Genomic DNA, 18719 nt, shown 5'->3' with positions numbered 1-18719 from the left:
CTACGGAGCTGATTGCATGAACCCCTCACCCATGAACTCAAATCAGAGTGACTACCCCGTGAACACCCCAGGCGATTCTGCGGTCATGGTGCTGCTGGTCGATGACCAGCCGATGATCGGCGAAGCCGTACGCCGCGCGCTGGCGGACGATCCCAGCATCGACTTCCATTTCTGCTCCGACCCCCACCAGGCCATTGCCCTGGCGATCCAGATCAAGCCCACGGTGATCCTCCAGGACCTGGTGATGCCCGGCGCCGACGGCCTCTCGCTGGTGCGTGAGTACCGCGCCAACCCGGCGACCCGCGACCTGCCGATCATCGTCCTGTCGACCAAGGAAGACCCGGCGGTGAAGAGCGCGGCGTTCAGCGCCGGCGCCAACGACTACCTGGTCAAGCTGCCCGACGCCATCGAACTGATCGCCCGGGTGCGCTACCACTCGCGTTCCTACCTCGCGCTGCTGCAGCGCGACGAGGCCTACCGGGCCCTGCGCGAGAGCCAGCAGCAGCTGCTGGAAACCAACCTGGTACTGCAACGGCTGATGAACTCCGATGGCCTCACCGGGCTGTCCAACCGCCGGCACTTCGACGAATACCTGGAAATGGAGTGGCGCCGCGGCCTGCGCGAGCAGACTCAGCTGTCGATCCTGTTGATCGACGTCGACCACTTCAAGGCCTACAACGACACCTTCGGCCATGTGCAGGGCGACGAGGCGCTGCGTCAGGTGGCCGGGGCCATCCGCGCCAGCGCCAGCCGCCCGTCCGACCTGCCGGCGCGCTATGGCGGCGAGGAGTTCGTCATGGTCCTGCCCAATACCTCGCCCGGCGGCGCGCGCCTGCTGGCAGAGAAGCTGCGGCGCCTGGTGCAGGAGCTGAACATCCGTCACGAACTGCCCATCCCGGGCTCGTCGCTGACCATCAGCATCGGCGTGGCGACCCTGATTCCCCAGGCCGGGCAGGCCTGCCGCCAGCTCATCGAACTGGCCGACCAGGCGCTCTACAACGCCAAGCACGGCGGGCGCAACCAGGTGGCCATCGCCGGCTGAAGCGGCGGGGAGGGCGCGGAAACGGTGAGCGTGCTTTGTCGTAAAGCCTGAAAGGGCGGCGAAAAATCACGTATACTTGGCGGCTTTTCTACGCCCTTTACCCGTGAGAGCTTCCCGCCATGGAAATCCAACCGATCCTCAACAGCATCAAGGACCTCTCCGACCGTACCCATTCGATTCGGGGGTATCTTTGACTACGATCTGAAACATGATCGTCTGATCGAAGTAAACCGCGAACTGGAAGACCCGGCGGTCTGGAACAAGCCCGAATACGCCCAGAACCTGGGCCGCGAGCGCGCCATGCTGGCGCAGATCGTCGAGACCCTCGACGAGCTCACCGGCGGTCTGGCCGATTCCCGCGACCTGCTCGACATGGCGGTCGAGGAGAAGGACGAAGGCGCCGTCGGCGACGTCGAGGCCGAAGTCCAGCGCCTGCGTGAAATCCTCGAGAAGCTCGAGTTCCGCCGCATGTTCAGCGGCGAGATGGACCCCAACAACGCCTACCTGGACATCCAGGCCGGCTCCGGCGGCACCGAGGCCCAGGACTGGGCCAACATGCTGCTGCGCATGTACCTGCGCTGGGCCGACAAGAACGGCTTCAGCGCCGAGATCGTCGAACTCTCCGAAGGCGAAGTCGCCGGCATCAAGGGCGCCACCGTGCACATCAAGGGCGAGTACGCCTTTGGCTGGCTGCGCACCGAGATCGGCGTGCACCGTCTGGTGCGCAAGAGCCCGTTCGACTCCGGCAACCGTCGCCACACCTCGTTCACCGCGGTGTTCGTGTCGCCGGAAATCGACGACAACATCGAGATCGAGATCAACCCGGCCGACCTGCGCATCGACACCTACCGCTCCTCCGGCGCGGGCGGTCAGCACGTGAACACCACCGACTCCGCGGTGCGTATCACCCACGTGCCGACCAACACCGTGGTGGCGTGCCAGAACGAACGCTCCCAGCACGCCAACAAGGACACCGCCATGAAGATGCTGCGGGCCCGGTTGTACGAGCAGGAGATGCAGAAACGCAACGCCGCCTCGCAGGCGCTGGAAGAGACCAAGTCCGATATCGGCTGGGGTCACCAGATCCGCTCCTACGTGCTCGACCAGTCGCGCATCAAGGACCTGCGGACCGGCGTGGAACGCAGCGATTGCGACAAGGTGCTCGACGGCGACCTCAACGAATACCTGGAAGCCAGCCTGAAACAAGGCCTGTAAACAGCACCGCCGCGGGGCGGGCCGCACGGCCCGTTCCCGCCAGTAACCCCTATTGATCAAGACGCCAGGCAGATAGACGACCATGAGCGACCAACAACTCGACGCTACCGAACTGCAACAGGAAGAAAACAAGCTGATCGCCCAGCGCAAGGAAAAGCTTGCCGCCGTGCGTGAAGCCAAGGCCATCGCCTTCCCGAACGACTTCCGCCGCGAGAACTACTTCGCGGACCTGCAGAAACAGTACGAAACCGCGACCAAGGAAGAGCTGGAAGCAGCCGCCATCCCGGTCAAGGTTGCCGGTCGCATCATGCTCAACCGCGGCTCGTTCATCGTCCTGCAGGACAGCAGCGGCCGCCTGCAGGCCTACGTGAACCGCAAGACCCTGCCCGAAGAGACCCTGGCCGAGATCAAGACCTGGGACCTGGGCGACATCATCGGCGCCGAAGGCACCCTGGCCCGTTCCGGCAAGGGCGACCTGTACGTCGAGATGACCAGCGTGCGCCTGCTGACCAAGTCGCTGCGCCCGCTGCCGGACAAGCACCACGGCCTGACCGACACCGAGCAGCGCTACCGCCAGCGCTACGTCGACCTGATCGTCAACGAGGAAACCCGCCACACCTTCCGTGTGCGTTCCCAGGTGATCGCCCACATCCGTCGTTTCCTCTCCGATCGCGGCTTCCTCGAAGTGGAAACCCCGATGCTGCAGACCATCCCCGGCGGCGCGGCGGCCAAGCCCTTCGAAACCCACCACAACGCGCTGGACATGGCCATGTTCCTGCGTATCGCCCCGGAGCTGTACCTCAAGCGCCTGGTGGTCGGTGGCTTCGAGAAGGTCTTCGAGATCAACCGCAACTTCCGTAACGAAGGCGTCTCGACCCGGCACAACCCCGAGTTCACCATGCTCGAGTTCTACCAGGCCTATGCCGACTACGAAGACAACATGGACCTGACCGAGGAGCTGTTCCGCGAGCTGGCCCAGGCCGTGCTCGGCAGCACCGACGTGCCCTACGGCGACAAGGTCTTCCACTTCGGCGAGCCGTTCGCCCGCCTGTCGGTGTTCGACGCCATCCTCAAGTACAACCCGGAACTCACCGCGGCTGACCTGACCGACCTGGAGAAGGCCCGCGCCATCGCCAAGAAGGCCGGCGCCAAGGTCCTCGGCCACGAAGGCCTGGGCAAGCTGCAGGTGATGATTTTCGAAGAGCTGGTCGAGCACAAGCTGGAGCAGCCGCACTTCATCACCCAGTACCCGTTCGAAGTGTCGCCGCTGGCGCGCCGCAACGACAACGACCCGAGCGTCACCGACCGCTTCGAGCTGTTCATCGGTGGCCGTGAGATTGCCAACGCTTACTCCGAGCTCAACGACGCCGAAGACCAGGCCGAGCGCTTCATGCTGCAGGTCAAGGAGAAGGACGCTGGTGACGACGAGGCGATGCACTTCGACGCCGACTTCGTCAACGCGCTCGAATACGGCATGCCGCCCACCGCCGGCGAAGGCATCGGCATCGACCGCCTGGTGATGCTGCTGACCAACTCGCCGTCGATCCGCGACGTGATCCTGTTCCCGCACATGCGCCCGCAGGCGTAAGCGCAGGATCAGGAGAAAAAGGCCGCCCCCCGGGCGGCCTTTTTCGTTTCCGCGGCTTGGGGCACCTACGCTCGCCAAACGCCGGACACCCCTGTAGGAGCGCGCCATGCGCGCCATGCGCGCCATGCGCGCGATCGCGGGCATGGCCCGCTCCTACAGGTTGAACTACGCGCGTCCCGGCTGGCGTAGGAGTGGACTCTGTCCGCGATCGACTCGCCGCCGCTCCGACCCACCGATTGGCACCTGGCCCACCCATCGTTTTTTCGGTTCCGCAGCGGGCTGCTCTTCGTAGGAGCGAGCTTGCTCGCGAACCGATCCGCTCCGGTGCTGCCGGGTACTCTGTTCGCGGGCTGCTCGCTCCTACAGAATCTCTGGAATCCGGCGGTATACCATCCGACGAAATGCACCTCACGGCCGTGGCTCGGGCACTCTGTGGCACGTCTCACTCCCAGGCCTGATTCCCAGCCGCCTGCTCTGCCTCGCGGCTCGCTCTGTGCGCCGGCGTCGCAGCTGCAAAGCGGCAATTGTTTTCCCACAGAAAAGCTCGAACAATGCGCCATCAGGCCGCGCCGCCGGAGGTAATGCCAGTGACCCAAGTGTCCCCGCGAGACAGCGCAGCGCAAGTCGCCAGCGCCATCGCAGAAAGTGTCAAATACCAGGGCCGCAAGGCCAGCCGCCAGGGCAGCGAGCAGCGCCGCCAGGCGATCCTCGACGCCGCCCTGCGGATCATCGTGCGTGATGGCGTCCGCGCCGTGCGCCACCGCGCAGTAGCCGCCGAGGCCGGTGTGCCGCTGTCGGCCACCACCTACTACTTCAAGGACATCCAGGACCTCATTACCGACACTTTCGCGCTCTTCGTCGAACGCAGCGCCGAAGCCCTGTCGACCTTCTGGAGCAGCGTCGAGGGCGATCTGCAGGCCATGGCCGCCGGCCTCGCCCAGGACGACCCGCAGGCGCGCCGCGAGCTGACGGCCAATATCGTCGAGCTGGCGATCCAGTACGTCATGGTCCAGCTCAACGAACGCCGCGAGCACCTGCTGGCCGAACAGGCCTTCCGCCAGGAGGCGCTGCTCAACCCCAGCCTCAGCGATCTGGCCCAGCGTCATCGGCGGATTCTCTCCCTGGGCGTGGTGCATTTCTTCGAAGTGCTCGGTTCCAGACAGCCCGAGCAGGATGCCCGGGTGTTGACGGCCATCATCCTGCAGATGGAGTATCAGGGCCTGCTGGACGGGGCCGACCATCTGCAGACCGAGGAAATGCGTGCCATCCTTAGCCGCTATCTCGATCTGGTGATGGGCCTGTAGCCCCGGCTGCTGCATTCCAACCCCGCCATCCGGCGGGGTTTTCGTGTCGGAACTCCGGACGCCTTCGCGCATCGCATGCACAGGCATCCGGACCTAAGGAGGGCGTGATGAAAGTCTGGCGTGCACTGCTGCTGTTGAGCATCGGCCTGCTCAGTGGCTGTCTGGTGACGTTCAAGGACCCGATTCCGGCCAACGAGCCCGCGCCGGCTCACCTGCTGGGCCAGTGGTCGCGTGTGGACGAGTACGGCGAGGAGCAGATCCTCGAAGTCACCCGTTCCGGCTCCAACCTCTACCGCGCGGTCAGCTACGTCGACAGCAAGGACAACACCGACAGCGTCGAGGACTTCGGCTTCACTGTCGCCCACCACGGCAAGCGCTGGTACCTGTCGGCGGGCTTGCCGAAGAGCATGGGCGGCAACTTCGCCCTGGCCGGTTTCGAGATCACCGACAAGGACGAACTGGTGATCTATAACCTGGATGTCGAGCACATCCTGCAGGACATGAAGGAAGGCGCGCTCAAGGGCGAGAAGGTCGACACCGAACAGGGTGCCGCCGCGCTGGTGACCAGCCAGTTGCCCCAGGTGATCGCCTACCTCAACGATCCGGCCAATTCCGACGTGTTCGTCGAAGCGCTGCGCTTTTCGCGCGTGACCCCGGGAGACAAGCCATGACCCCAAGGCGCAGGAAGTCCACGCCCAACGAATACCAGCAGATCATCCGCGGCCTGTCCGACCGCATCGTCGAGGCGCAGACGCCGATCCGCGTGCTCGACGCCATCAAGTGGGACGACGGCGTTCGCGACGACTTCCTCAAGGGCCGCGGCAAGCACGCGCCCAAGGTCGACCGCGCCTACTACGACAGCCGCCCGCTGTCCTTCGACAGCAGCGCGAAGAAGCAGGAATTCCAGAACATCGAGCGTGACATCACCCGTCACCTGGGCCAGTTCAACCCCGTCGGGCAGATCATGCGGCGCATGTGCAAGGAATACCGCATGGTCATCCGCATGCTCGAAGCGCGCGGCACCCAGGACTTCGGCCTGATCTCCCAGGAGCTCTACGGCTCGGCCTCCGATGCCTTCCATGCCGGCGACCCGACCCTGGCGGACCTCGGCCTGATGCTCTCGGACTACCTGAACAACATCGCCGACCGTGGCGACCTCAAGGACGAGCCCAAGACCCTCACCGCCAGCGACGCGGTGAAGATGCTGCAGGAGCGCCTGAACAAGGTGTTCGACGGCAAGGAAGACACCATCCGCGTCTTCGAGTCCGACGGCATCGTCGCCGACGCCGCGGCTGGCGCCGACTACATCAAGGTGCGCGCCGACGCCATGTTCAACGAGCGCGACGTGCGCGCGCTGGAAGTCCATGAAGGCCTGGTGCATGTCGGCACCACGCTCAACGGCCTCAACCAGCCGATCTGCACCTTCCTCGCCAAGGGCCCGCCGTCCTCCACCGTGACCCAGGAAGGCCTGGCGATCCTGATGGAAGTGATCGCCTTCGCCTCTTACCCGACGCGCCTGCGCAAGCTCACCAACCGCACCCGCGCCATCCACATGGCCGAAGAGGGCGCGGACTTCCTCGAGGTGTTCCACTTCTACCGCGAGCAGAACTACAGCGTGGAAAGCAGCTACCAGAACGCCAGCCGCGTGTTCCGTGGCTCGACCCCGGTCGGCCTGCCGTTCACCAAGGACCTGTCGTACCTCAAGGGCTTCATCCTGATCTACAACTACATCCAGCTCGCCGTGCGCAAGGGCAAGCTGGAGCAGATCCCGCTGCTGTTCTGCGGCAAGGCAACCCTGGAAGACATGCGTACCCTGCGCCAGCTGGTGGACGAAGGCCTGGTGGTGCCGCCCAAGTACCTGCCGCCGCAGTTCCGCGACCTCAACGCGCTGTCGGCGTGGATGTGCTTCTCCAACTTCCTCAACCACCTCAGCCTCGACCGCATCGAGGCGGATTACGCCAATATCCTCTAATGACGGGAAGGCGTGTGCGGCTGGACGCGCCCTCTTCCTAACCCTCTCCCTGAAGGGAGAGGGGACCGTTCGCTGCAGGATGAAACCCTAGCGTCAGCCGGCACGGACAGCTCCCTCTCCCTTCGGAGCGGGGCGCGCAGCCAGGGCGGGGGAGAGGGGCTTTGATACCGCGCTATTGCCGATCCATTTGAAGGATGGCCCCAAGGATGACTAGCCTATGATCCGTTGCTTCAAGGCCGCCGCTCTCACGCTGCTGTTCGCACTCGGGGGCTGCAGTTCGCTGCTGTTCTATCCCAGCGACGATGTCGCCATCACCCCGGCCCGCGCCAAGCTCGACTACCGCGACGTCACCCTGACCACCGCCGACGGCGTGAAGCTCGCCGGCTGGTGGCTGCCGGCGAAGGCGGGCGTGCCGGTGAAGGGCACCGTGCTGCACCTGCACGGCAATGGCGGCAACATGGCCTGGCACCTGGGCGGCGCCTACTGGCTGCCGGAGCAGGGCTACCAGGTGCTGATGATCGACTACCGCGGCTACGGGCATTCCGAGGGTTCGCCGAGCCTGCCGGCGATCTACCAGGACATCGACGCCGCCTTTGCCTGGCTGGACAAGGCGCCGGAGGTGCAAGGCAAGCCGGTGGTCCTGCTCGGCCAGAGCCTGGGTGGCGCCATGGCCGTGCACTACCTGGGCCTGCATCCGGAGCGACAGAAGCAGCTGCACGCCGTGGTGCTCGATGGCGTGCCGGCCAGCTACCGCGACGTGGCGCAGTACACCCTGTCCACCAGCTGGCTGACCTGGCCGCTGCAGGTGCCGCTGTCCTGGCTGGTGCCCGACGGCGACAGCGCCATCCGCTCCATGCCGCGACTTTCTGGCGCACCCGTGCTGTTCTTCCACAGCATCGACGATACCATTGTGCCCCTGGACAACGGCCTCGCCCTCTACAAGGCCAGGCGGCCGCCCAAGGTCTTCCAGCTGACCCGCGGCAACCACGTGGAAACCTTCGGCGAATCCGTGTGGCGCGAAGTGATGCTGCGCTTCCTCGACGACCCGCAGCACTTCACTGGTTTGCGGCGCCTGGCTGAAGTCCCGAACTATCCCTCTCCGGCGAAGCCACAGGAATCGCAGGCGGACCCGAAACAACAAGGCAACCCATGAACGACCGCAACCCGATCTCCTACATCCTCACCGTCATCGCCACCATCTTCGTCTCGGTCGGCACGCTCTGGTACTACGGCTACCTGCACTTCGCCAAGCCCGAGGACGCGCTGGAGCTGACCCAGTTCACCATGCTGAAAAGCATCCCCGGCCAAGACAGCACCAAGCTTTCCCTGGACCCGGCCGACCAGCAGGCGCAGTGCATCGATGGCGTGCTGGTGATGTTCGACATGAGCCAGAAGGGCCTGACCGGCGTGCTGGTCGACGGCCGCAAGCGCGCCGTGCGCTGCATGGGTGAAGAGACCCCGCAAGAGGTCAAGTGACGGCGAGCCCGCCGTCGCAGGCCAAGGGAGCCAGTCACATGAGCCATCCCGAAATCCGCGTCTGGCAGGGCGATATCACCCGTCTCGACGTCGATGCCATCGTCAATGCCGCCAACAGCTCTCTGCTGGGCGGCGGTGGCGTCGACGGCGCCATCCACCGGGCCGCCGGCCCGGATCTGGTCCACGCCTGTCGCCCGCTGGGTGGCTGCAAGACCGGCCAGGCGAAGCTCACCCCCGGCTTCCGCCTGCCGGCGCGCTTCGTTATCCACACCGTCGGGCCGGTCTGGCGCGGCGGTGAGCACGGCGAGCCGGAGCTGCTCGCCCAGTGCTACGGCAACAGTCTGCAACTGGCCGAGGACAAGGGCCTCGCCAGCATCGCCTTTCCCGCCATCAGCACCGGCATCTACGGCTATCCCGCCGAGGCGGCGGCGCAGGTTGCCGTGGACGAGCTGCGTCGTCCGCGTGGCGAGGGGAGTTCGTTGAAGGAGTTGGTGCTGGTGCCTTTCTCGGCAGAGATGGCGGAGCTCTACCGCCGCCTGCTCGCCTGACCGACGGAGCTGCTTTTGTAGGAGCGAGCTTGCTCGCGAACCAGGGCTCGCCTCCGGGCCGTAGGCCTCTCCCACCCCGGAGGGGTGCCTAAGGAGGACTCCTGCGCGGCAATGGGTTCGCGAGCAAGCTCGCTCCTACGAAGAGCCACTTCGCAGGAGCGAGCCGTTTTGCCGGGTCAGTAGGTGCCGCTCACCGAAGAGCGCGGCTGCACCGGATTGGCGTCGTTGGAGATGGTCACTTCGACACGGCGGTTCATGGCGCGACCCGCCGCAGTGCCGTTGCTCGATACCGGGTATTCCTTGCCGTAGCCGCGGGCGACGACGCGTTCCGGCGTCACGCCCTGGCTGAGCAGCGCCAGGCGGATGGCGTCGGCGCGGCGTTCGGACAGGCCCTGGTTGTAGGTCGACGAGCCACTGCTGTCGGTGTAGCCCTCGACTATGACCTTGCGCTCCGGATTCTGCTGCAGGTAGCCCGCGAGGTTCTGCACGTTGCTCATGGCGCCGGGCTTGAGTTCGGCGCGGTCGAGATCGAACAGCACGTCACCGAAGGACACCATGGTCCCGCGTGAGGTCTGCTTGGCGTTCAGCTCGCCCTTGAGCTTGTTCAACTGCGCGGTACGGGCATCGAGGCGGGCCTGGGCGCGCTGGGCGGAGGTGTTCTTCAACTGATCCTCGGCGTCGCGCAGGGCCACGGTCTGGTTGGCCAGCTCGATGCGCTGCTGGGTCAGGTAGGCCAGCTGGTCCACTTCCTTCGGGTTGGCGCCGTCGCGGTAGGCCTGGTCGGCCTTGGCCAGCCAGTCACCGGCGTCCTTGGTTTCCAGGGCCGCCTGCTGGGTGGCCTGGGGCTCTGCCTGCAGGGCCTGGAAGTCGCCGCGGGCTTTCTCCAGGTTCGCATTCGGCGGCGTGGAGCAGGCGGCCAGAGCCAGGGCGAGGGTCGAGAGGGCGGGCAGTACGATGAATTTGTTCATGTCGAATTCCTTATATGACCGGGCGTAAGGGCGGGATCACTGGGCCTGCTGCAGGCCTTCCTGACGCAACTCCATCACGCCCTGCTGGGCGTCCTTCACCGCGTTCTGGGCCTTCACGGCCTGGGATTTGCGCTCGGCCACGCGGGCGTCCCACTCGGCCTGCTGGGCCAGGTTGCGGGCCTGGTCGTATTCCTTGTCGTTCAGGGCGATACGCGCCTGGGCGAGCTTGTCCTGGGCGTTCTTGGTTTCCACGGGGGCGAATTCCGGTCCGCCGTTGCTGACTGCCGCGTTCACCGCCGATTCGGTGACGGCCATCTGCTCGCTGGGCGGGTTGCCGGCGCAGCCGGCCAGCAGCACGGCGCTGCCCAGGGCGAGCAGCCCCAGGCGCCAGCTGCGCAGCGGGGCACGGGTGGAAAGGGCAGGGACGGTTCGAGCGCTCTGAGATTTCAGTTCCATTGGGTGAATCCTCTGACGTTTGGTAGGGGGTTCCCTCGGCGTTTCGATGCCGGCGGATGCGCGCCGTTCTCCGGCGCGGTTCTGCGCCATCGATAGCGGGCATCTGTTTAGGGGACTAAGTGTTTTGCCAGGGGGTTCAAAAAAAATGCCCGCCGTGCAGGCGGGCATTCTTCGGCAAACGGCGTCGATCAGCCGCGATGGCGCAACAACCGCAGGCCGTTGAACACCACCAGCAGGCTGGCGCCCATGTCGGCGAAAACCGCCATCCACAGAGTGCCTTCGCCGGCCAGGGTGAGGGCGAGGAACACCGCCTTGATGCCCAGCGCCAGGGTGATGTTCTGGATCAGCACGCGGTGGGTCTGGCGCGACAGGCGAATGAAGGACGGCAGCTTGCGCAGGTCGTCGTCCATCAGCGCGACACCGGCGGTTTCAATGGCCGTGTCAGTACCCGCCGCGCCCATGGCGAAGCCGATGTCGGCACGGGCCAATGCTGGGGCGTCGTTGATACCGTCGCCCACCATGCCGACGCGCTTGCCGCCCTCCTGACGCTGCTTCACTTCGCGCAGCTTGTCCTCGGGCAGCAGGTTGCCCAGCGCCACATCGATACCCACCTGGGCGCCGATGGCATTGGCGGTGTGCGGGTTGTCGCCGGTCAGCATCAGCGTCTTCACGTCCAGTTCGTGCAACTGGGCGATCGCTTCACGGCTGGTTTCCTTGACGCCATCGGCCACCGCGAACAGCGCCAGCGGCCCCTCGGCATCGAGCAGCACGATGACCGTCTTGCCCTGTTGTTCGAGGGCATCGAGCCGGGCCTCCAGCTCCTTCGAGCACAGCTGCAACTCTTCAACCAGGCGGTGGTTGCCCAGGTGGTAGGTGCGGCCGTCGATCGCGCCCTTCACACCACGGCCGGGCAGGGCGGTCAGCTCGCCGACGCTGTACAGCGCGATGTTGTCGGCCTCGGCGGCCCGGGCCACGGCGTGGGACACCGGGTGATCCGAGCGTGCGGCAAGGCTGGCGGCCAGGGTGCGGACGTCGCCGGCGGCGGTTTCGCGCAGGGCGGTGAAGTCGGTCTGGCGCGGGCGGCCTTCGGTCAGGGTGCCGGTCTTGTCCAGGGCGATCCATTCCAGCGAACGGCCCATCTCCAGGAACACCCCGCCCTTGATCAGGATGCCCAGGCGCGCTGCCGCCGACAGGCCGCTGACGATGGTCACCGGCGTGGAGATCACCAGGGCGCAGGGGCAGGCGATCACCAGCAGGACCAGCGCGCGGTACACCCAGTCGAGCCAGGCGCCACTGAAGAACAGCGGCGGCAGCAGTGCGGTGGCGATGGCGATGAGGAATACCGCCGGGGTGTAGATGCGCGAGAATTGGTCGACGAAGCGCTGGGTTGGCGCGCGCGAACCCTGGGCTTCTTCCACGGCGTGGATGATGCGCGCCAGGGTGCTGTCATCGGCCACTCGGGTGACGCGATATTCCAGCGCGCTTTCGCCGTTGATGGTGCCGGCGAACAGGGTGTCGCCGGCCTGCTTTTCCACCGGCAGGCTCTCGCCGGTGATGGGCGCCTGGTTGACACTGGAGCGGCCGTCGAGCACCTCGCCGTCCAGAGCGATGCGCTCGCCGGGGCGCACCCGCACCCGCGCACCGAGGTCGACGGACTTGGCGGAGACCTCCTGCCACTGCCCGTCCATCTGCACCGTGGCCTGCTCCGGAGCCAGTTGCAGCAGACCGCGAATGGCATTGCGCGCACGGTCCAGCGACTTGGCCTCGATCAGTTCGGCGATGGCGAACAACACCGCCACCATGGCCGCTTCCGGCCACTGGCCGATCAGCATGGCGCCGGTCACGGCGATGCTCATCAGGGCGTTGATGTTGAGGTTGCGGTTCTTCAGGGCGATCCAGCCCTTGCGGTAGGTCGGCAGGCCGGCGCCGAGAATCGCCGCGATGGCCAGTGCGGCCACCAGCCAGTGCGGGCCGATGGCGAACCACTCGAAGAACTCCGCGCCTGCCGCCGCCACACCGGCCAGCGCCAGCGGCCACCAGGGCTTCTGCCGGGCGGGCTGGGCGGAGGCGGGGGCGTTTTCGTCCAGCGGTTCGGCCTGCATGCCGAGGGAGGCCACCAGCTTCTGCAGCGGCTCGATGCTGTCGAAGCGATGCTGCACGCGCAGCAGTCGCTGCATCAGGTTGAAGTCCAGGTCTTCCACGGCAGGCACGCGGCCCAGCGCATCACGCAGCAGGCGTTCCTCGGTGGGGCAGTCCATGGCTTCGATGCGCAGGCTGGTCCAGCGCAGCTCGCCGCTGGCCGAACCGGCGGCGGCAGTGGCGGCGCTTTCGGCGCGCGCGCTGCGATCCTCACCATGTCCGTGATCGTGATCGTGATCGTGATCGTGGGCATGGCCGTGATCGTGGGCATGGCCGTGGCCGTGCGAGTGCGGGGCCGGTCCGGCCGCCGGGGCGCGCAGCAGTGCGCCCTTGTCGCAGCCGCAGCAGCCGGCGTCCTGCTCTTTGCGGTCGTGAACGGGGCCGCGGATGATCGGGCCCTCGGGCTTGGCAGTCATGTCGTCCGTTCCTGTTTGACGAGTTGCTGCTGATTGCACACCCTGTAGCAACTACAGAGTCAAGCGTCCGTTGGCGAGGAGTCGCAAATGAAGATCGGTGAACTGGCGAAACTGACCGGCTGCCCGGTGGAAACCATCCGCTACTACGAGCGCGAAGGCCTGCTGCCCGCGCCGTCGCGCAGCGAAGGCAACTACCGGCAGTACGACGCCAGCCACGTCGAACGACTGTCGTTCATCCGCCATTGCCGTTCGCTGGACATGACCCAGGAGGAGATCCGCATCCTCCTCGGCCTGCGCGACCGCCCCGAATCCGACTGCGGCACCGCCAACCGGCTGATCGACGAGCACCTGCACCATGTCGAGGTGCGCATCGCCGAGCTGCAGTCGCTCAGCCAGCAACTGCGCGACCTGCGCGCGCAGTGCCAGGGCGAGGGCAGCAGCGAGGATTGCGGCATCCTGCGCGAGCTGGAGCAGCCGGCGGAGCCGTCGGTGATTCCCGAGGCCTGTGCCGAGGCGGGGCATCTGCATGTCCCCGGCGTGCACGGCCGGCACTGAGCAAGCTCGCTCCTACAGGTAATGCAAGCGCCCCCGGCAACCCGTAGGGCGCATAACGCACCAGCGTTATCCGCCGCTGTTCCGCTGCGCCGGTGACGTGAACGGCGGATAACCTGTTCCAGGTTATCCGCCCTACGGAAAACCAAACGCCCCGGCAATTGCCGGGGCGTTTTCGTTCAGGAGTGCTCCGCCTCCGTCAGCTCACGCAGGTACTTGCGCGATAGCGCGAGGAAACGCGGCGTCGGGCCGGTGTCCTCGTAGATCGGGTCGCCCTGTTCATCCTGGGCCACCACCTTGTTGCCCTGCACGTAGGGGAAGCTCGCCTCCAGCTCCTCCAGCGCCGCACTGACCAGCTCTCCCAGCAGCTCCTCGACACTGCGCTTGGGGTACATGTCATGCAGCGCAGCCAGACGCGCGGCGGTCTCGACGTCCAGCGGAATGCTGTACTGGTGGTGGGTCATGCGCCCCCTGGCGTTCTTTTCCCAATGGCGTACCAGCTCGCGGATTTTCATGTTCACCTCTAGGGTCGTTACGTGGCGGTCGGCCCTCGTGAGGTCGCCGCAGGTTTTCCCATCGATGGGGATAACTTTCAGCCTAGACGTTGTCCGAGCAGGATTGCGGGCGTTCGTCGCACCCTTGCCAGCCAGCGCACCGGGCGCCACTGTGAAGTGCCAAGCGACGCCTTTTTCAATCAAGGACTCTCACACCAAGGAGACCGTGATGCCGGATATCGACGCGCGCCTGCGCGAGGACGTTCACCTGCTCGGCGAGCTGCTCGGGCAGACCATCCGCGCCCAGTACGGGCAAGGCTTCCTCGACAAGATCGAGCTGATCCGCACCGGCGCCAAGGCCGCCCGGCGCGGCTCCGCCGAAGGCGCCAAACAGCTCACCGCGACCCTCGACGGTCTGGGCGAGGACGAACTGCTGCCGGTGGCGCGCGCCTTCAACCAGTTCCTCAACCTGGCGAACATCGCCGAGCAGTACCACCGCATCCGCCGCCGCACGCCCAAGGAGCCGGAGCCCTTCGAGAACCGCGTGCTGGCAGAATTGCTGGGCCGCCTGCGCAAGTCGGGCCTGGGCGCTGAAGGCCTGGCGCGGCAGGTGGCGGACCTGGAGATCGAGCTGGTGCTGACTGCGCACCCTACTGAGGTGGCGCGCCGCACGCTGATCCAGAAGTACGACGCCATCACCGCTCAACTGGCCGCCGGCGACCACTCCGACCTGCTGCCCGAGGAGCGCCAGGCGGTGCAGGAAAAACTCCAGCGGCTGATCGCCGAGGCCTGGCACACCGACGAAATCCGCCGCACCCGGCCGACCCCGGTGGACGAGGCGAAATGGGGCTTTGCGGTGATCGAGCATTCCCTCTGGCATGCGCTGCCGGACTTCCTCCGTCATGTCGACCGCACGCTGCAGGAAACCCTCGGCGAGCGCCTGCCGCTGAGCGCCGCACCGATCCGCTTCGCCTCCTGGATGGGCGGCGATCGCGACGGCAACCCCAACGTCACCGCCGCCATCACCCGCGAGGTATTGCTGCTGGCGCGCTGGATGGCGGCCGACCTCTATCTGCGCGACGTCGACAGCCTCGCCGCCGAACTCTCCATGCAGCAGGCCAGCGACGAACTGCGCGCTGAAGTCGGCGACCTCGCCGAGCCCTACCGCGCGCTGCTCAAGCAGTTGCGCGAACGCCTGCGCGCCACCCGCGCCTGGGCCGAGCGCGCCATCCATACCGGCGAGGAGCCGGGCGCCGAGGTACTGCAGGACAACCGCGAACTGCTGGAACCGCTGCAGCTCTGCTATCGCTCGCTGCAGGCCTGCGGCATGGGCGTGATCGCCGAGGGCGACCTGCTCGATACCCTGCGCCGCGCCGCCACTTTCGGGCTGTTCCTGGCGCGCCTGGACGTGCGCCAGGACTCCACGCGCCACGCCAGCGCCATGGCCGAAATCACCGAGCACCTGGACCTGGGCAACTACACCGAGTGGGACGAAAGCGTGCGTCAGGAGTTCCTCCTGGAAGAACTCGCCAGCCGCCGCCCGCTGTTGCCCGCCAATTACCAGGCCTCGGCCGAGACCGCCGAAGTCCTCGCTACCTGCCGCGTGGTGGCTCAGGCGCCGGCGGCGTCGCTGGGCTCCTACGTCATCTCCATGGCCGGCCAGCCGTCCGATGTACTGGCCGTGCAATTGCTGCTCAAGGAGTGCGGGCTGGAACGGCCGATGCGTGTGGTGCCGCTGTTCGAGACGCTGGATGACCTGGACAACGCCGGCCCCTGCATCGATCGCCTGCTCAGCCTGGACAGCTACCGCACCCGTCTGGCCGGCCCGCAGGAAGTGATGATCGGCTACTCCGACTCGGCCAAGGACGCCGGCACCCTGGCCGCCGCCTGGGCGCAGTACCGCGCGCAGGAGGCGCTGGTGGACATCTGTCGCAATCATGGCGTCGAGCTGCTGCTGTTCCATGGTCGCGGTGGCACCGTCGGCCGGGGCGGCGGCCCGGCCCACGCGGCGATCCTCTCGCAGCCGCCGGGCTCGGTGGCCGGGCGTTTCCGCACCACCGAGCAGGGCGAGATGATCCGCTTCAAGTTCGGCCTGCCGGATATCGCCGAGCAGAACCTCAACCTTTATCTGGCCGCCGTGCTGGAGGCTACCCTGCAGCCGCCACCGGTGCCCGAGCCGGCCTGGCGCGAGGAGATGGACCGCCTGGCCGCCGATGGCGTGCTCGCCTACCGCGCGGTGGTGCGGGAGAACCCGCAGTTCGTCGACTACTTCCGCGAAGCCACGCCCGAGCAGGAGCTGGGCCGTCTGCCGCTGGGCAGTCGCCCGGCCAAGCGCCGCGAGGGCGGGGTGGAAAGCCTGCGGGCGATCCCCTGGATCTTCGCCTGGACCCAGACGCGGCTGATGTTGCCGGCCTGGCTGGGCTGGGAAGACGCCCTGTTCAAGGCCATCGAGCGCGGCGAAGGTGCACTGCTGGGGCGCATGCGCAAGGAATGGCCGTTCTTCACCACGCGCATCGACATGCTGGAGATGGTGCTGGCCAAGGCCGACCGGGAAATTGCCCAACTCTACGACGAGCGACTGGTGCAATCGGAACTGCGACCATTAGGTGCGCATTTACGCGACCTATTGTCGCAGTCGGTGCGCGTGGTGCTGGGACTCACAGGGCAATCGCAGCTGCTCGCCCACGCCGCCGAGACGCGCGAATCCATCGGCGTGCGCAACACCTACCTGGACCCGCTGCACCTGCTCCAGGCCGAGCTGCTGGCGCGCTCGCGGCGCTGCACGGGCGATGCCTGCGGCGGTCTGGAGCAAGCCATGCTGGTGACGGTGGCGGGCATTGCGGCGGGGCTGCGCAACACCGGCTGAGGTATCGCCACCCCCCACCAAAGGTGGATTGCCGAGCGGCTGGATAAGATTAATTTGATGGCTGATCCGGGTGTAGGAATACGCCCGGAAGCGCCGTGCGCAGTCCCCATGGCCGGCTTGTGTGGTGGGGGACCGCTGTGTATCGTGAGCAACCTTTCGGCGCGTATTTGCGCCATTCCAGCACGATGAGATTGGCCCCACGAGGCGGATCCGTGATTTCGCTTAACAAGTATTTAGGAGCATATCGATGCGTGTGATTCTGCTCGGGGCGCCCGGTGCCGGCAAAGGTACCCAGGCTCGCTTCATCACTGAGAAGTTTGGCATTCCGCAGATTTCCACCGGCGACATGCTGCGTGCAGCGGTCAAGGCTGGCACCGAGCTCGGCCTGCAGGCCAAGAGCGTGATGGACGCCGGCGGCCTGGTTTCCGATGACCTGATCATCAACCTGGTCAAGGAACGTATCGCCCAGCCCGACTGCGCCAAGGGCTTCCTGTTCGATGGCTTCCCGCGCACCATTCCCCAGGCCGAGGCCATGAAGGAAGCGGGTGTCTCCATCGACCACGTGGTCGAGATCGCCGTGGACGACGAGGAGATCGTCGGCCGTATCGCCGGTCGCCGCGTTCACCCGGCCTCGGGCCGCGTCTACCACGTCGAGCACAACCCGCCGAAAGTGGCTGGCAAGGACGACGAGACCGGCGAAGACCTGATCCAGCGCGAAGACGACAAGGAAGCCACCGTGCGTCACCGCCTGTCGGTCTACCACTCGCAGACCAAGCCGCTGGTCGACTTCTACCAGAAGCTGTCCGCCGCCCAGGGTACTCCGAAGTACACCTGCGTCGCCGGTGTCGGCTCGGTAGAGCAGATCACTGCCAAGGTGCTCGGCGCTCTGAGCTGATCCACCTTCGGCATCACCCAAGGCCCGCACACGCGGGCCTTTGGCGTTTATAATGCCCGCCCTTTTTTCCACACCCTATGGATAACACCATGCCCACGCTGCTGGCCCTGGATACCTCGACCGAAGCCTGTTCCGTCGCCCTGCTGCATGACGGCCGCCGGTTCGTGCGCCACGAGGTGATCCCGCGCCTGCATGCCCAGCGGCTGCTGCCCATGGTCCAGGACATCCTCGGCGAGGCCGGCATCGCGCTGTCCGCCATCGATGCCATCGCCTTCGGCCGCGGCCCCGGTGCCTTTACCGGTGTTCGTATCGCCATCGGCGTAGTGCAGGGCCTGGCGTTCGCGCTGCAAAAGCCGGTGCTGCCGATCTCCGATCTTGCGGTACTGGCCCAGCGCGCCCATCGCGAGCACGGCGTCAGCCAGGTCGCGGCGGCCATCGATGCGCGCATGGACGAGGTCTACTGGGGTTGCTACCGCCTGGAACAGGGCGAGATGCGTCTGGCTGGCGCCGAGGCGGTACTGCCGCCCGAGCGCGTCGAACTGCCGCGCGATGCCCAGGGCGAATGGTTCGGTTCCGGCACCGGCTGGGGCTTCGCAGAGCGCCTGGCGGTGAAGGTTGCCGCCCATGACGCCAGCCTGCTGCCGCACTCCGAAGACCTGCTGACCCTGGCCGAATTCGCCTGGTCGCGCGGCGATGCGGTTGACGCAGAGCAGGCCCAGCCCGTCTACCTGCGTGACAACGTGGCGACACCGAAGAAAGCCTGACCTGTGCCAATTGACCGCAGTCGA

The 18719-nt window shown here is 66.3% G+C and carries 17 protein-coding genes; 13 read left to right on the top strand and 4 right to left on the bottom strand.

Annotated elements, in window-relative coordinates:
- Positions 1-31 precede the first annotated feature (31 nt).
- The 9 genes from J2T47_RS06015 (at position 32) to J2T47_RS05975 (ending at position 9145) form a co-directional block, all read left to right on the top strand.
- Positions 32-1042 carry a response regulator gene (locus tag J2T47_RS06015; protein ID WP_253443385.1) on the top strand — a complete coding sequence of 337 codons (1011 nt, stop codon included), beginning with the start codon at positions 32-34 and terminating at the stop codon, positions 1040-1042.
- Between the two features lie 119 nt (positions 1043-1161).
- A protein-coding gene (gene prfB / locus J2T47_RS06010; protein ID WP_253443383.1) for a peptide chain release factor 2 occupies positions 1162-2257 on the top strand; the annotation gives its coding sequence in 2 pieces (ribosomal slippage) (positions 1162-1233 and positions 1235-2257; 1095 coding nt in all).
- 82 nt (positions 2258-2339) lie between these two features.
- Complete coding sequence (lysS, locus tag J2T47_RS06005) at positions 2340-3845, top strand: lysine--tRNA ligase (protein WP_253443381.1); 1506 nt, start codon at positions 2340-2342, stop codon at positions 3843-3845.
- Positions 3846-4432: 587 nt separating this feature from the next.
- Complete coding sequence (locus J2T47_RS06000) at positions 4433-5149, top strand: TetR/AcrR family transcriptional regulator (RefSeq protein ID WP_253443379.1); 717 nt, start codon at positions 4433-4435, stop codon at positions 5147-5149.
- Positions 5150-5256: 107 nt separating this feature from the next.
- Positions 5257-5820, top strand: a complete 564-nt coding sequence (locus J2T47_RS05995; RefSeq protein WP_253443378.1) for a hypothetical protein — start codon at positions 5257-5259, stop codon at positions 5818-5820.
- Positions 5817-7121, top strand: coding sequence for a flavohemoglobin expression-modulating QEGLA motif protein (locus J2T47_RS05990; protein ID WP_253443377.1), 1305 nt, complete (start codon positions 5817-5819; stop codon positions 7119-7121). Before J2T47_RS05995 ends, J2T47_RS05990 begins: the two co-directional genes overlap by 4 nt.
- A 217-nt stretch (positions 7122-7338) precedes the next feature.
- Positions 7339-8274, top strand: a complete 936-nt coding sequence (locus J2T47_RS05985) for an alpha/beta hydrolase (RefSeq protein ID WP_253443376.1) — start codon at positions 7339-7341, stop codon at positions 8272-8274.
- On the top strand, positions 8271-8597 hold the full coding sequence (locus J2T47_RS05980; protein ID WP_253443375.1) for a hypothetical protein: 327 nt from the start codon (positions 8271-8273) through the stop codon (positions 8595-8597). The genes J2T47_RS05985 and J2T47_RS05980 overlap by 4 nt, the downstream gene beginning before the upstream one ends.
- 38 nt (positions 8598-8635) lie before the next feature.
- Positions 8636-9145, top strand: a complete 510-nt coding sequence (locus J2T47_RS05975; RefSeq protein WP_253443374.1) for an O-acetyl-ADP-ribose deacetylase — start codon at positions 8636-8638, stop codon at positions 9143-9145.
- A 176-nt stretch (positions 9146-9321) separates the two neighbouring features.
- Here the strand turns inward: J2T47_RS05975 and J2T47_RS05970 are convergent, their stop codons facing one another.
- From J2T47_RS05970 to J2T47_RS05960, 3 genes are all read right to left on the bottom strand, one after another.
- Entirely contained in the window at positions 9322-10113 is a 792-nt protein-coding gene (locus J2T47_RS05970; protein WP_253443373.1) for an OmpA family protein, read from the bottom strand.
- A 36-nt stretch (positions 10114-10149) separates the two neighbouring features.
- Entirely contained in the window at positions 10150-10569 is a 420-nt protein-coding gene (locus J2T47_RS05965) for a DUF4398 domain-containing protein (RefSeq protein ID WP_253443372.1), read from the bottom strand.
- Positions 10570-10757: 188 nt separating this feature from the next.
- A complete protein-coding gene (locus tag J2T47_RS05960) occupies positions 10758-13124 on the bottom strand; it encodes a heavy metal translocating P-type ATPase (protein WP_253443371.1) in 2367 nt (788 codons plus the stop codon).
- Positions 13125-13211: 87 nt separating this feature from the next.
- On the opposite strand from J2T47_RS05960, the gene cadR reads away from it, so the two are divergent.
- Entirely contained in the window at positions 13212-13679 is a 468-nt protein-coding gene (gene cadR, locus J2T47_RS05955; RefSeq protein ID WP_088417911.1) for a Cd(II)/Pb(II)-responsive transcriptional regulator, read from the top strand.
- Positions 13680-13855: 176 nt separating this feature from the next.
- Here the strand turns inward: cadR and J2T47_RS05950 are convergent, their stop codons facing one another.
- Entirely contained in the window at positions 13856-14191 is a 336-nt protein-coding gene (locus J2T47_RS05950) for a pilin assembly protein (protein ID WP_253443369.1), read from the bottom strand.
- A 208-nt stretch (positions 14192-14399) separates the two neighbouring features.
- Between J2T47_RS05950 and ppc the strand changes: the two genes are divergently transcribed.
- The 3 genes from ppc (at position 14400) to tsaB (ending at position 18695) form a co-directional block, all read left to right on the top strand.
- Positions 14400-17036 carry a phosphoenolpyruvate carboxylase gene (gene ppc / locus J2T47_RS05945; protein WP_253443367.1) on the top strand — a complete coding sequence of 879 codons (2637 nt, stop codon included), beginning with the start codon at positions 14400-14402 and terminating at the stop codon, positions 17034-17036.
- Between the two features lie 247 nt (positions 17037-17283).
- On the top strand, positions 17284-17931 hold the full coding sequence (gene adk, locus J2T47_RS05940) for an adenylate kinase (RefSeq protein ID WP_253443365.1): 648 nt from the start codon (positions 17284-17286) through the stop codon (positions 17929-17931).
- An 89-nt stretch (positions 17932-18020) separates the two neighbouring features.
- Positions 18021-18695, top strand: coding sequence for a tRNA (adenosine(37)-N6)-threonylcarbamoyltransferase complex dimerization subunit type 1 TsaB (tsaB, locus tag J2T47_RS05935; protein ID WP_253443363.1), 675 nt, complete (start codon positions 18021-18023; stop codon positions 18693-18695).
- Positions 18696-18719 lie beyond the last annotated feature (24 nt).

Origin of the sequence: Pseudomonas nitroreducens (assembly GCF_024170165.1) — a bacterium.
GTDB classification, from domain to species: Bacteria; Pseudomonadota; Gammaproteobacteria; order Pseudomonadales; family Pseudomonadaceae; genus Pseudomonas; species Pseudomonas nitroreducens_C.
Note: the sequence above shows the minus strand (reverse complement) of the source record. Positions and strands in the feature narration are given on the sequence as shown.